We start from the raw sequence: 13,000 nt of genomic DNA, 5'->3' as shown, positions 1-13,000 counted from the left end.
TCGCTCGGTCAGTACGATTTCGAGTTCACAAAACCGTGCGCTAACCTTCCCTAACGGAAGCTTCTTCGACGGCCTGCCTCCGCAGATCAAGCGATTGAAATCAATAACGATATCCTTAGTTCTGCCGGCTGTTGTCGCCATATTTCAGCGTGCAATCTGTTGCCTCTTGGCAACGGCCGTTGGGTGTAATCAGTTCGGCCAACTTTAAAAATTAATGGAAAGTGATCAATTGGTGTTACCATCCGTAACAAAAGAAAAAAGGTTTGGGCGGGATCGTGATTCGGGTCGGTAGACCATCGCAAGAGTCAGTACCGGAAAAAACACCTCGCGATGCCGCAGGGCGATCGCTTCTGACGCCGGTATCGTCGATGCGCAGCTTCTGGGGCTTGGTGCGGGCCTACTGGGTCTCGGACCGCTGGAAGGAAGCCTGGACACTGACGCTGGTGATCGCGCTGCTCACGGCGCTGTCCAGCAAGGCCGGCGTCTGGTTCGCCGAAGCCTCCGGTGAACTGGTCAACTCGATCGCCTTCTTCCATGACGCCGCCAACACCACGCCGCTTCGCTCGCTGCTGGTCAATGCCGGCATCCTCGTGCTGCTGGTCGTGCTCAAGGACGCCGGCTTCACCGGCATCCGCAACCTTGTCTCGGCGACATTGCACCGCAAATGGCGCGGCTGGCTGGACAGCCGCTTCAATGAAGCGTTGCTGGACGGCAATCATACGCATTTCCATGCGCAGCATGCTTCGACCGGCAGTGGCGCGCCCGCCCCCGACAACATCGACCAGCGCGTCCAGGAATCCATCAAGGACATGACCGGCGGCGCCATCGGGCTCGCCATGGGCGTGCTGGGCGTCGCCACCTCGCTCTATTTCGTCGGCCAGAAGCTGCTCGAAAACTCCGTCGAGGTGAAGGGGCTGGAGTTCCTCGGCAGCTATGGCAGCGCCATCCTCGCCTTCCTGGCTGTCGCCACTTATGTGCCGCTGAACACATGGATCGCGGTCAAGCTCGGCGGCCTGCTCGAACGCCTCAACGTCCGGATGCAGCAGGCCGAGGGCAGCTATCGCGGCGAGCTGACGACGTTTCTGCGCCGCAGCTTCCATGTCGCGGCGTCTCAGGGTGAAGGCGTCCAGAAGACCATGCATGGCCGGCTCTATGTCGATATCGACGGCACCTGGACGCGGCTGAACATCGTCAACACGGTCTACATGTCGTTCGAGCTGATCTACAATTTCATCGGCGCCCGCATTGTCGCCTACGGACCGGGTCTGGTGCCGTTCATCCACAACGGCCTCGATCTCAAGGGCTACATAACCGGCTCCGAACTGGTCAATTCTCTGATCGGTCAGTGTTCGTGGTTCATCCACGTCATGCCCGCCATCGCCACGCTGCGCGCCAACAGCCAGCGTGTCACCGAGTTGGCCAATGCGATCGAGAATGTCCAGCATCCGCAGGAATTCTACAGCCAGACCGGCCGCTCCGACTTCCACTATGCCAGCCAGAACCCGGTTTTCGGCCTGACCATCCAGAAACTCGAACTGGCGCATCAGGGCGAGGATGCCACGCCGTTCCTTAGTGCCGCCAATTTGCGCTTCCGGCGCGGCGAATGGACCTTCCTGAAAGGCGAGTCCGGTTGCGGCAAGACCTCGCTGATCAAGGCGATCAACGGCCTGTGGCCCTATGGCCGCGGCACCATTGTCTTCCCTGAAGGCGTCAAGAGTTTCTATGCCGCCCAGGAGGTCAAGCTGCAGCCCGTGTCGCTGAAACAGCTGGTCTGCCTGCCCGGCTCCGAGCGCGACCATGGCGACGCGCAGGTCGCATCAGCGCTGCACAAGGCCGGCCTGGGTGACTTTATCGAGCACATGGCCGACGAAAACCGCGAAGGCAAAAGCTGGGATCAGGTCCTGTCGGGCGGCCAGAAACAGAAGCTGGTGGTGGCTCGTATCGTGCTGCAGCAGCCGGGGCTGCTGTTCCTCGACGAGGCAACCGGCGCGCTCGACCCCGATGGCAAAATTGCTTTCCACCAGGCCATCAAGGACAACTGCCCCGATGTCACGGTGATCAGCGTCATGCACGAGGCGGTGGCGCCGCGATCGATGACCGGCACCGAATTCTATCACAGCATCGTCGCGATCGCCGACGGCGTCGCCACCAAGAAGCCGCTGGTTCCGACACTGCCTGTCGAACTCACCACCATTCTCGCGCAGCCAAGGCCGGTCCCAAGGCCGGTCGAGGACAAGTGGCTGCGTTTCTCGCGCCGGCTAAAGCAGAAATAAGGACGCTCTGACCCGAGCCGGCCGCGTCATGCGGCGGGCCTGCGATCACAGTCTCGCGATCTCGGCTGCTCGCCGGCATTTTCCTTCCTCACCGCGATTGACACGGCAAGGCGCGCTCCTATGTTGCGCCCGCTTGCAGACAATCAAACTACGAACCCGCAAGCGGAAAGGTCACCGCGCCATGCCTGGCGACAGTCACAGTCGAACGCAACCGCCGTCCGCCTAGACGTGACCTCTAATGGTTCATGTCCTGCCGGACGGCAAGGAGTGAGCCATGAACGAATTTACCGCCGTAGCGAGCGACGAGGCTGTCGCGATCGCCCGTATCCTAGCCAACGATCACGTCGCCGACATTGTCGAGGCGCTGAACAGGGAGCCGCGCGAAACCGCGACGGAACTGCTTTGTGAAGTGACGTTCGAGCGGCTGGTCGAGATCTTCGATCAGCCTGAACTCGACGGCGCGTCCGAACTCATGGAGGCGCTGCCGCGTGCCAAGGCGGGCAAGCTGCTCACCGCCATGTCGGTCGACCGCGCCGCCGACATCCTGCGCGAACTCGACGAGCCGGCGCGTTCCGAGCTGCTCGGCGGGCTTGCGCCGCCGCTGCGCGCAACACTGCTTTCCATCCTTGGCTATCCCGAAGGTAGTGCCGCTTCGATCATGACGACGGAGTTCGTCAGCGTGCCCTCGGACTGGACCGTCGGCCGTACGCTCGACTACATACGCAAGGTCGAGCGGACCCGCGAAACCGTCTACGCGATCTACATCGTCGATCCGCAAACGCATCTCCTGGTGCGCTCGACCGGCCTGCGCCGGCTGATCACCGGTGAGCCTGACGATTCGATCATGACCGTGGCGCCGGATCGTGTTCCGGTGACGGTCAGCCCGCTGACCGATCGCGAAACCCTGGCACAGACGATCTCCAAATACGATCTGCTTGCCGTCCCGGTCGTCGACCACGGCAAGATCCTCGGCATCGTCACCATCGACGACATCATCGACACGATGATCGAGGAGACGACCGAGGACGTCCACCGTTTCGGCGGCATGGAAGCCCTCGACGAGCCGTATATGAAGATGAGCTTCCTCGCCATGATCAAGAAGCGCGGTGGCTGGCTGTGCGCGCTGTTCATCTCAGAGATGCTGACGGCCAACGCCATGCAGAGCTATGAGGGCGAGCTGGAGAAGGCGATCGTGCTGACGCTGTTCATCCCGCTGATCATGAGCTCGGGCGGCAATTCCGGCTCGCAGGCGACGTCGCTCGTCATCCGGGCGCTGGCGCTGCGCGAGATCGGTCTTGGCGACTGGTGGCGGGTGGCGCTGCGCGAGCTGCCCACCGGCCTCGTGCTGGGTGCCATGCTCGGCGTGGTCGGCATCTGCCGCATCGCGCTCTGGCAATATATGGGCTTCTACGATTATGGCCCGCACTGGCCGCTGATCGCCACGACGGTCGGCGCGGCACTGGTCGGCATCGTCACCTTCGGCTCGCTGTCGGGGTCGATGCTGCCGTTCGCCTTGAAACGCATCGGCTTCGACCCGGCCAGCGCATCGGCCCCGTTCGTCGCCACGCTGGTCGATGTCACCGGGCTGGTGATCTATTTCTCGGTGGCGCTGGTGATCCTGCGCGGAACGCTGCTCTGAGCGGCATCAACTATCTCCGCCGCCGACCCATTGCCGGCGGTGGAGGCAGCCCTGCCCGTCTCAGGCCTTCCTGCCATAGACCGCGTTGCGCAGTGCATCGGGGAAGGCGCCCGTCATGCCTGATATGGCCGTGTTCGTCAGCGCCACCACCGTCAGGTCGAGTGTCGGATCCACGAACCAGGAATGACCGTAGACACCGCCCCAGCGCCAGGTGCCGGCGGCCTGGGGCGTCGACGCGGCAAGCGGGTCGCGCAGCACACCAAATCCGAGCCCCCAGCCCCAGCCGGGCATGGTGGTCTCCAGGCCCGCTATCGCGTCCGTGGTCATCGCCGCTGCCGTTTCGGGGCGGATGACTGATCCACCCCCGGAACGCAGCGCCTCGAGGAGCCTCAGGACATCGCCGGCCGTGCCGTTCATGCCGGTGCCGCCCGAGGCAAAGGAAGCAGGGTCGAAGACGCGCCCAGGCGAGAATGAGATGGCGCCATCGCCGAAGGGCACGCGATGCTGCTCGCCCATGGCAATGGCCTTGCCGGGTCCATCGGCGTAGGGCGTCACCAGCCGTGATCGATCGCGCACGACAAAGGCTGCGTCTTGCATGCCGAGCGGCTGGACGACCAGGCGATCGACCAGTTCCGGCAAGGTGGCGCCAGTGGCTCTTGCCATGGCCTCGCCCAGCACATCCATCGCCACGGAATAGCCCCAGCCTGTTCCCGGCACATAGGACAGCGGCACCGAGGCGATGCGGCTGAGGTTCTCGGCCATGGAAAGGCCGGGCTGGTCGAGACCGTCGGAGACCCTGGCGCGCTGATAGGGTCCGTCGGCCGCCTCGCGGAAGCCGTAGGTCAGGCCGGCGGTGTGCGTCAGCAACTGTCGGATGGTGATGGTGGGTTCGCTGCCATCCGCCAGCTTCGGCCGGAACTCCGGGATGAATTTCGCTGTGGGATCGTCGAGGTCGATCACGCCGGCTTCGACGAGGGCAAGTGCCGCGGTCGCCACGACGGGTTTGGTCACCGACGCCAGCCGGAAGATCGCGTCCGCCGTCATCGGTTTCTTGCCTTCGCGGTCGGCGAGGCCGGCGGCGCGGCTGTAAAGGATTTCGCCGCGCCGGGCGACGAGGATCACGGCGCCGACAATGCGCTCCTCCTCGACCGCCCTGTCGACAACCTGATCGACGCGTCCGCCAAAATCATGGTCGAGCGGTGCGGGCATTGATTGCTCCCTTGGCGATGAGCCAACCGGCATCAGCCGACGCGCTCGCCGTCCTTCACGCGATAGGTCGGCTTGTACATGGTGACCAGTTCTTCCGCCGCTGTCGGATGCACCGCCATCGTGCGGTCGAAATCATCCTTGGTCAGGCCGGCTTTCAGCGGAATGGCGAGAAGCTGCGCCATCTCGCCGGCATCCGGCCCCAGTATGTGGGCGCCAAGCACTTTCTTCGACGCGCCATCGACCACCAGTTTCATCAGCATCTTCTCGTCGCGCCCGGACAGCGTGTGCCGCATCGGCCGGAATGTCGCGCGGTAGATTTCGATGTCCGGAAAGCGTTTGACGGCATCGTCTTCCGACAGGCCGACAGTGCCGATCTCCGGCTGTGAAAACACGGCGGTCGCGATCGTCTCGTGATCGGGCGCGGTTGGATTGCCCTTGAAGGCGGTTTCGATGAAACACATCGCCTCGTGGATCGCCACCGGCGTCAGCTGTACGCGGTTGGTGACGTCGCCGATCGCCCAGATGTTGTCGATGTTGGTGCGGGAATATTGGTCGACCGCGATCGCGCCGGTCTTGGTCATCTCCAGGCCGATGGCTTCCAGGCCCATATTCTCGGTGTTGGGAATGCGGCCGATGGCCAGCATCACCTGGTCGACCGTCAGCACCTTGCCGCCGGTGACGTGTGCGTCGAGCCGGCCGTCCGGCCGCTTGCGCACCGATTCGGACACGGAATGGCAGAGGATCTTTATCCCCTTCTTCTCCATCGTCTCGTGCAGCATGCGCCGCAGGTCCATGTCGAAGCGGCTGAGAATCTCCTTGCCTCGGTAGACCAGCGTGGTGTCGACGCCCAGGCCGTGGAAGATGTTGGCGAATTCGACGGCGATGTAGCCGCCGCCTTCGATCATGATCGCCTTGGGCAGTTCCTTGAGGTCGAAAGCCTCGTTGGAAAAGATGCAATGTTCGTGGCCGGGCAGCGCCGGATGCGCCGCCGGGCGGCCGCCGGTGGCGATCAGGATCTGGTCTGATGTGACGGTGCGATCCTCGCTGAGAAGATGCACCACATGCGGGTCGACGATCATGGCGCGCGAATGAAAAGTCTCCCCGCCGGCGCCCTCGACGTTCCTCTTGTAGATCGCCTCCAGCCGGCTGATCTCGCGATCCTTGTTGGCAACCAGCGTCTGCCAGTCGAAACTGGCCTCCGGCACCGTCCAGCCATAGCCGGCGGCATCGGCGAAATGCTCGGGAAATTGCGAGGCATAGACATAGAGTTTTTTCGGCACGCAGCCGCGGATGACGCAGGTGCCGCCATAGCGGTATTCCTCGGCGATGCCGACGCGCTTGCCGAGGGCGGCCGCCACACGCGCCGCCCGCACCCCGCCCGAGCCGCCGCCGATGACGAAAAGATCGTAGTCGTAACCGGCCATGACGCGGCTCCCTCAAGCTTCAGAAATGTGAGAGACAGGTAGGCTGCCAGGCATCAAAAGAAAAGCCCGGACAAGCCGGGCTTTTGCTGATGGCCGCTAATGCATGATCCCGAAAAGTGGAATCCGGTTTTCTCGGACAAACGGAAACCGTTTGTCCTGAGATCGTGCTCAAATAGAGAGCTAGAGCCCCATCCCGATTCCATCGGGGTGGAACAGGCTCTAGGCCGTTTTGAAATGCAGGATCAGTTGTTGTCCGCGGGGGCCGCACCATCGGCCGGTGCCGCGCCATCCGCCGGAGCGGCGCCATCAGCTGGCGCGGCTGGTGCTGCCGGGGCCTTTGCCTTGGCGGCGGCGGCCAGCGTTTCGCCGACCTGCTGGGCGAGATCGCGGCCGACGCCGTTCTGCCAGATGTCGGCTGCCTTGATCAGGTCGCGGGTCACCGCCGGGCCGCTGTCGAGCAGCTTCTTGCCCGCGTCGGAATTGTAGAACGCGGCGATATCGGTCAGTTCTTTTTCGGAGAACACTTTTGCGTAGGCGAGTGCTGCTTCCTTCTCGAGGTCGGCACGGCGCGAAGCCAGCGCCAGCGCCTTCTCGCTGATGGTCTTGCCGATCAGTTCCTGCATGTCCGGGTTCTTCTGGATGAGCTGCGACTCGAGCGCGGCGGCCGCCTGCGGCAGGATGTTGTCGAACGGGTCGGTCGCGTGGATCGCCGCGACGGCCGCACGAGCGGCCTTCAGGTGCGATTCCGTGACATCCTGTGAAAACGCCGGCGACGAGAAGGCAAGAACGGCTGAAGCCGCCAGAACGGCGCAAAGGCTGCGAACCCGGTTATGCAACATCATGATCGGTAGAACTCCCTGGTTTTCGGGCGGCATGGACGGTTTGGATACCGTCGCCGCCGGCAATGATGGCCGCTGAAGCCAGCCCGATGAAAAGACCATGCTCGACCACGCCCGGAATGGCGTGCAGAGCATTCGAAAGCGCTCTTGTATCCGGAATGCGGCCAAAAGATGCATCGAGGATAAAATGGCCGCCGTCTGTAACAAAAGCCTGGCCCCCCGTCATCCTCAATATGACCGGACCGGAAAGACCGAGCTTTTCAGCCGCGGCGCCAATCGCGATTTCGGTCGCGCGCAGGCCGAACTGGTTGACTTCGATCGGCAGCGGAAAGCGGCCGAGCGTCTCGACCATCTTCGACCGGTCGGCAATGACGATCATGCGCTGGGACGCCGCGGCGACGATCTTCTCGCGCAGCAGGGCGCCGCCGCCGCCCTTGATCAGGGTCAGTTCCGGGTCGACTTCGTCGGCGCCGTCGATGGTGAGATCGAGCTCGGGTGTTTCCTCCAGCGTCGACAACGGCACGCCGAGCTCACGGCAGAGCAAAGCGGTGCGCTCCGAAGTCGGCACGCCGACGATGGTCATGCCGGTGGCGACCTTTTCGGCAAGCAGCCGCACGAACTCTTCGGCGGTAGTGCCGGTGCCGATGCCGAGCCGCATGCCGTCCGTGACATGGGCGAGCGCCGCGCGTGCGGCTTCGACCTTCAATTGCCTTGCATCCATGCCGCTTGCTGCCCCGAAACCTGACGTTTTGGGCTCCTAGCATCTTTGCCGGTCCGGTCAAAGCCCTGGGCGGCGTCCTGCTGCTGTTGGCGCGTGGCATATCGCGCGGCGCGCCGGCAGAGGCGATGCGCGGACAGCCCCGATAGGAATTTTTTCTTGATCCGGTGATGGCAGTTATGCTACATATTTGCCCATGGTGCTGATTTGCGCCAATGACCCGCCGCCGTGGCGGGTTTTTTATGTCTGGCAACTCGCCGCGAAATTTCTGGCTCTAGAGCCAGCCTGCTTGAACGCTTGGCCCGGCGCACTTGCCCCAGTCCGCTTGCCTTGACGCGCCGCAGCCTTTATCGCCTGCCCTTTGTAAAAACCTGCGCAGGACAGACCATGATTCGCCCGATCATCGTGTTCGACCTCGACGGGACGCTGATCGACACAGCGCCTGACCTGCTCGACAGCCTGAACCACAGCCTTGCCGCCAGCGCGCTCGCGGCGGTCGACGAGGCCGGCTTCAGGCGCTTTGTCGGTCACGGCGGCCGGGTGATGATTGAGCGGGCGCATGCGGCCCAGCAGCGATCGCTTGATGTCGCGGAACACGACCGGCTGCTGAAACTCTTCCTTGACCATTACACAATCAACATCCCCGGCAAATCGCGCCCCTACCCCGGTGTCGTCGAGGCGATCGCGCGCTTCGAGGAAGCCGGCTATCTCCTGGCCATCTGCACCAACAAATACGAAGCCAATTCGTTGGCGCTGATCGAGGCGCTCGGCTTGACCAGGCATTTCGCGGCGATCGCCGGACAGGACACATTCGCCTTCCGCAAGCCCGATCCGCGCCATCTGATCGAGACCATCAAGCTGGCCGGCGGCGATCCGCATCGCGCGCTGATGGTCGGCGATTCGCAAACCGACATCGATACGGCGAAAGCCGCCGGCATTCCGGTGGTGGCGGTCGATTTCGGCTACACCGACCGCCATGTACGCGAATTCGAACCCTCGGCGGTGATCTCGCATTTCGACGCGCTGACGCTCGATCTGGCGCAGAGGTTGATTGCCGCTGCCGGAAACTGACCGGAATGCGGTCGGCGTCGCGTCGGAGACAGGGCTGAAAGGACAGCAAATCCGATCCTTGTCAGAACGCCGGACACCGCCTTGACTTCCCGCACCTGCCTCCCTTATATCGCGGCTCGCTTGGCCTTCGGGCAACGAGCGGGCGATTAGCTCAGCGGGAGAGCACACCCTTCACACGGGTGGGGTCGCAGGTTCAATCCCTGCATCGCCCACCATCCAACCCGTTCAACGCGTTGGATGAATTGGCTCACACGGAAATCTCTGAAAATCGGCACTGGCGCGTAAAACCAAAAAGACCTCGGCCTAGCGCAGAATCTTGGCCGGGAAAGCACAGACGCCACTAGGTTCTCCAATCGCACACTTGGCGGGCGGTTGGGTGTGCCACATGCACGGCGCGGATTAACTCTAACCCGTCACCCGGCTTTGGATGCTCCCCTGGACGAGCTTTAGTCCCCATTGTTGCAACTACGGCAGCCACGCCGGGAAGGCAAAGTTAACTTGGCGCAGAGACGCTCAGCCCCGCATTAGGTCCTTCATCATCACCCGCGACTTGATGATGTGCGTCTCCAGAATTGGCGGTGTCGATAGCCTGGGGGAGATCAATAGGTTGCCGACTGTCACACCCCGAACATTCGCGCCGTAATACCTCCGAACCACCTTCACATAGTTTCTGCGGCTGTCGCCGTTCCGGTGGGCGATGTGGTTGCGAATGTAGCGAACGTCGGTCAGGAAGCTGGCGTGATTGATGAGGTGCCCGTAAACCGGGTCGACCGCGTCGATGAGCTTCTCCAAATTTGCGCGGAGCGCTTTGCCCTCATTCCATTTCAGATTGATCGGGTTCGGGCGGTTGTAGAATCGCATGGCGTGCACGGCTTGGGGGCCGTTGTTCTGGCGTGCGAGCAATGCCGGAACCGTTCCATCAATGTAGGGCGCACCGCACACCATCTTGGTGCAGAAACTGTGCATGGTGTTTTCGACAAGGATGGCCAGCCGGAGCAGCGCTATCTCGGCGATATGTTTACGATGGGCCGGAGCCAAAGCGACGGTTGAGGCCAGTAATGCCCTCAGCCGGTCCGTCTCTGCCTGGAATGCCGCGTAGTCCCCCACCAGCGACGGCATGGTTCACGCAAGCGCCGCCATGAGCACTTCGTTTCGAATGCTGCGCGTCTTGATGCGGTGTAAGTTGCCGCCCGTGAAGCCTTCCGCATATCTCGCCGCCTCGGCGTCTGACACCCGCCCGTCATCCTCAGACCTAATCAGCGCGTCGATATCTGACATCGCTTTCTCGATCTTCTCGGGATTGGCATGAGGGCTCTTGTCGACGGCCACCATGAGAGTGTGCGCAATCTGGTACTGTTTGAAGACAGTTTCTGAGAAAGCCTCCGGGTCGATGGCAGCCAGTTTGGCAAAGACTGTCTCGAAGCGCTGCGCTACTTCGTGACCGCGTGGAAAATCCTCGTCAAACTCCTTGTAGTAGCGGGTGATTTTGTCTGCGTTGAAGTCGGTCAGGCCTTCCATGAAGTTGATGGCGAGGTCGGATATAAACTGGACTTCCTGCATACGGGCGATGTCGTTTCCGGTAAATATGCCTGTCCGACGCCAGAATGGTAGCCGCTCGACCGCCTCATTCAGGGAAAACTGCTTAAACTCGCCAGAATACTGAGCGTTTCGTTTTTCCTGCGGATTGAGGTTTTTGGCGATGGAATTGATGCGGCCGAAGATTTCGATGACGTCGCTGTCGTTGGCGCCAATGAGGTAGCCCACCGATAGCTTGGTTTGGGCAAAGTCCTGCTTCTCGATCCGGCTCAACTCCGAATATGTGACCTTCTTCTTGTGATTCGGGTGTTTGGCAGCGAATTCGTCGTCCTTGTAGGAGATGATTGTCAGGATGCGCTGCTGGCCGTCGACCACCTCCTTGATGCTCTTTTCGGCATCGAGATCGATCTGGTGGCGGATATAGATGGTGGGTACGGGCTTGCTCTCGAAGATGGTGTTGACGAGATAGGCCTTCTGGGGCGTGCTCCACACCGACCGCCGCTGGTACCACGGCCGGACGTTAAGCGACTTGTCGCGGTGGAAATTCAGCAGCTCCTGGATAATCAGCGACTCGTAATCAACGCGTTCCATAGCTCATCCCACCGTTTCTGGATGCTTTGTATCTTGATAAACAAGTCTTTCCAACCTGCCGATTCTGAAGCGCGAATGCCGTCGACCGCGCCCACCTATCCCGCGTAGCCGCCCTAGGCTGCGTGGTGGTGTTTCCGGATACCGGTGCACGCTGTTGCTCCCCAGCCGAAATTCATCATCCCCGTGCCGGACGGGGGATGGGGCAGAGTGCCGACCACTCCCAAGTTGTTCACCATTCGGCGCCCTTCGGACATGCCATCCACGAGAGGTAGAAATCGTTTGAGGCTATGTATGAGACGAAGGCTGACCTTCTGGAGCGGTCTCTGTCGCTGCTGTCGGATCCTCTTCGAGTGACATAGCAGCGCGGCGTTCGGCGAATATTTCAAGTCGTTCAAGTTGGTCGGAATTGAGGTAGTGGTGAACTGTCCGATTGGACCCCGTCAAGATAGACAGGAAGCCATCAATAGCGGCATCGAAGTCGACCTTCTCCATGTCGTTGAAGATTGCGATCTGAAACACAGGTGTGTCCTCGGTCCCGTTATTTACGAAATGGCGGTCCATGAGCGAGCGCATGTTGTTGTGAGCTTCGCAGCAAAGGCTGTTGTAGATAGAATAATAGAGGTCGTTCAGACCAGCCATTTCGAACCGTGTTTGGATGGTCAGCGGCCTACCTAGACGCGCGAGCTCTCTCGTGTGCTCTTCGTATCGAGCGGGTGCATCGCTTTCGATGCTCGCCAGGAAGGGATTGGTACCCTTCATGGCTTCCTTGCAGACCAACTTGAATTGGTGGTGATAGTGGGCCTGCATCTGATCTGCGTAGACGGGGTCGGATGCTAAGTTCAGCAGGTCGACATGAGCCTCAAGGCATGAGCGCAGAATGGCTTCAACGCCTGCGGTGCGGCCAGAATCTATCAGCGTCACCGCGCTGTCGATCTGCTCGATTATCGTGGCGTAAAGCGCCATAATCAGCCGCTGAATCGCGTTGCCGCGATTGAATTCGGTTACCTTTAGCGCATCAATTGTTGCGACAAGCTGTTCTTTTAGCAGCTGATACATAGCCTACTCCTCTTCCAACACAGGAGCTTATCAGCCGCTACCCCTCTGGAAATAGGTTGCCGTTACTAGGCATGGGTCGGCTGGCGGTGCAACGACGCGTACCTTCCTGAAATCATGAAGTTTGGCCCATGCCCGACCCGCTTGTCGCCATGGTGGTAAAGTCGGCGATGTCTGGAGATGCGCCGGTCGAGCCGCGATCAGCGCTTCATTGAATGCAGGATGGCCTGCATGTGCTCTTCCAGGTCGAGTTCACCCCGAGCCTCGGCGGTCAACAGGTAATCGGCCTTGGCCCGGCGGTCACCTCGGCTGATCGCGGGATAGGAGCAGATCGCCAGCAATGCTTCCTGTTCAATCCGGTCTGCCCTCTTGCGTTCGCGGCTGCTGCTGCCCGCTTGATGAACAACCCTGTGAAGCTCGACATAGGTGGCTTCATGGGCTCCGATCAGCGCCCGCAATTCGGGTGAGGCACCTTCCCCTTCAGCAAACGTCGGTTCAACGACCGAGGCCACGGCGGTGAACGCAAGAAGTGTACGGCGGGTAATTTCGGGCATGCCTCATATCCCTGCTGCCTGATCATGCAGGCACAGCATAGCACCGGCGCGACGGTTCGGAGAGATGCTCTGGGGCGCGACCACACTGTCTGC

The 13,000-nt window shown here is 61.4% G+C and carries 11 protein-coding genes and 1 tRNA gene; 4 read left to right on the top strand and 8 right to left on the bottom strand.

The genetic code is table 11. The features are described from left to right. The first annotated feature begins 368 nt into the window (after positions 1 to 368). Together ACZ89F_RS14210 and mgtE are read left to right on the top strand one after the other, a co-directional pair. Entirely contained in the window at positions 369 to 2,273 is a 1,905-nt protein-coding gene (locus tag ACZ89F_RS14210; RefSeq protein ID WP_476092494.1) for an ABC transporter ATP-binding protein/permease, read from the top strand. A gap of 274 nt (positions 2,274 to 2,547) precedes the next feature. Next, positions 2,548 to 3,912, top strand: a complete 1,365-nt coding sequence (gene mgtE, locus ACZ89F_RS14205) for a magnesium transporter (RefSeq protein ID WP_476092493.1) — start codon at positions 2,548 to 2,550, stop codon at positions 3,910 to 3,912. Positions 3,913 to 3,972: 60 nt separating this feature from the next. Here mgtE and ACZ89F_RS14200 read toward each other — a convergent pair whose 3' ends face one another. The 4 genes from ACZ89F_RS14200 to rpiA form a co-directional block, all read right to left on the bottom strand. After that, positions 3,973 to 5,121 (bottom strand): serine hydrolase domain-containing protein, encoded by a 1,149-nt coding sequence (locus tag ACZ89F_RS14200; RefSeq protein ID WP_476092492.1) that lies wholly within the window; start codon positions 5,119 to 5,121, stop codon positions 3,973 to 3,975. A 32-nt stretch (positions 5,122 to 5,153) separates the two neighbouring features. Then, positions 5,154 to 6,545 carry a glutathione-disulfide reductase gene (gene gor / locus ACZ89F_RS14195; RefSeq protein ID WP_476092491.1) on the bottom strand — a complete coding sequence of 464 codons (1,392 nt, stop codon included), beginning with the start codon at positions 6,543 to 6,545 and terminating at the stop codon, positions 5,154 to 5,156. 242 nt (positions 6,546 to 6,787) lie between these two features. After that, positions 6,788 to 7,387, bottom strand: a complete 600-nt coding sequence (locus tag ACZ89F_RS14190) for a DUF2059 domain-containing protein (RefSeq protein ID WP_476092489.1) — start codon at positions 7,385 to 7,387, stop codon at positions 6,788 to 6,790. After that, entirely contained in the window at positions 7,374 to 8,105 is a 732-nt protein-coding gene (gene rpiA, locus ACZ89F_RS14185; RefSeq protein WP_476092488.1) for a ribose-5-phosphate isomerase RpiA, read from the bottom strand. Before rpiA ends, ACZ89F_RS14190 begins: the two co-directional genes overlap by 14 nt. A gap of 384 nt (positions 8,106 to 8,489) precedes the next feature. On the opposite strand from rpiA, the gene ACZ89F_RS14180 reads away from it, so the two are divergent. Both ACZ89F_RS14180 and ACZ89F_RS14175 read left to right on the top strand, forming a co-directional pair. After that, positions 8,490 to 9,173, top strand: a complete 684-nt coding sequence (locus ACZ89F_RS14180) for a phosphoglycolate phosphatase (RefSeq protein WP_476092487.1) — start codon at positions 8,490 to 8,492, stop codon at positions 9,171 to 9,173. A gap of 140 nt (positions 9,174 to 9,313) precedes the next feature. Beyond that, positions 9,314 to 9,388: transfer RNA gene (locus tag ACZ89F_RS14175), tRNA-Val, on the top strand. 298 nt (positions 9,389 to 9,686) lie between these two features. On the opposite strand, the gene ACZ89F_RS14170 is transcribed toward ACZ89F_RS14175, so the two are convergent. From ACZ89F_RS14170 to ACZ89F_RS14155, 4 genes are all read right to left on the bottom strand, one after another. Continuing rightward, complete coding sequence (locus ACZ89F_RS14170) at positions 9,687 to 10,292, bottom strand: hypothetical protein (protein ID WP_476092486.1); 606 nt, start codon at positions 10,290 to 10,292, stop codon at positions 9,687 to 9,689. A 3-nt stretch (positions 10,293 to 10,295) separates the two neighbouring features. Beyond that, positions 10,296 to 11,300 (bottom strand): DUF262 domain-containing protein, encoded by a 1,005-nt coding sequence (locus ACZ89F_RS14165; protein ID WP_476092485.1) that lies wholly within the window; start codon positions 11,298 to 11,300, stop codon positions 10,296 to 10,298. Positions 11,301 to 11,585: 285 nt separating this feature from the next. Further along, complete coding sequence (locus tag ACZ89F_RS14160) at positions 11,586 to 12,356, bottom strand: DUF5677 domain-containing protein (RefSeq protein WP_476092484.1); 771 nt, start codon at positions 12,354 to 12,356, stop codon at positions 11,586 to 11,588. A 197-nt stretch (positions 12,357 to 12,553) separates the two neighbouring features. Continuing rightward, positions 12,554 to 12,907, bottom strand: a complete 354-nt coding sequence (locus ACZ89F_RS14155) for a hypothetical protein (RefSeq protein ID WP_476092483.1) — start codon at positions 12,905 to 12,907, stop codon at positions 12,554 to 12,556. Positions 12,908 to 13,000: the final 93 nt, after the last annotated feature.

The sequence above is a fragment of the Mesorhizobium sp. USDA 3734 genome (genome assembly GCF_056279665.1).
This window is presented reverse-complemented; position numbering and strand designations above follow the sequence as displayed.

What these genes read in the sequence shown, in the direction of transcription:
- ACZ89F_RS14160 (WP_476092484.1), bottom strand. Translation starts at nt 12,356, where the DNA reads ATGTATCAGCTGCTAAAAGAACAGCTTGTCGCAACAATTGATGCGCTA.
- rpiA (WP_476092488.1), bottom strand. Translation starts at nt 8,105, where the DNA reads ATGGATGCAAGGCAATTGAAGGTCGAAGCCGCACGCGCGGCGCTCGCC.
- ACZ89F_RS14180 (WP_476092487.1), top strand. Translation starts at nt 8,490, where the DNA reads ATGATTCGCCCGATCATCGTGTTCGACCTCGACGGGACGCTGATCGAC.
- mgtE (WP_476092493.1), top strand. Translation starts at nt 2,548, where the DNA reads ATGAACGAATTTACCGCCGTAGCGAGCGACGAGGCTGTCGCGATCGCC.
- ACZ89F_RS14170 (WP_476092486.1), bottom strand. Translation starts at nt 10,292, where the DNA reads ATGCCGTCGCTGGTGGGGGACTACGCGGCATTCCAGGCAGAGACGGAC.
- ACZ89F_RS14155 (WP_476092483.1), bottom strand. Translation starts at nt 12,907, where the DNA reads ATGCCCGAAATTACCCGCCGTACACTTCTTGCGTTCACCGCCGTGGCC.
- ACZ89F_RS14200 (WP_476092492.1), bottom strand. Translation starts at nt 5,121, where the DNA reads ATGCCCGCACCGCTCGACCATGATTTTGGCGGACGCGTCGATCAGGTT.
- gor (WP_476092491.1), bottom strand. Translation starts at nt 6,545, where the DNA reads ATGGCCGGTTACGACTACGATCTTTTCGTCATCGGCGGCGGCTCGGGC.
- ACZ89F_RS14210 (WP_476092494.1), top strand. Translation starts at nt 369, where the DNA reads ATGCGCAGCTTCTGGGGCTTGGTGCGGGCCTACTGGGTCTCGGACCGC.
- ACZ89F_RS14165 (WP_476092485.1), bottom strand. Translation starts at nt 11,300, where the DNA reads ATGGAACGCGTTGATTACGAGTCGCTGATTATCCAGGAGCTGCTGAAT.
- ACZ89F_RS14190 (WP_476092489.1), bottom strand. Translation starts at nt 7,387, where the DNA reads ATGATGTTGCATAACCGGGTTCGCAGCCTTTGCGCCGTTCTGGCGGCT.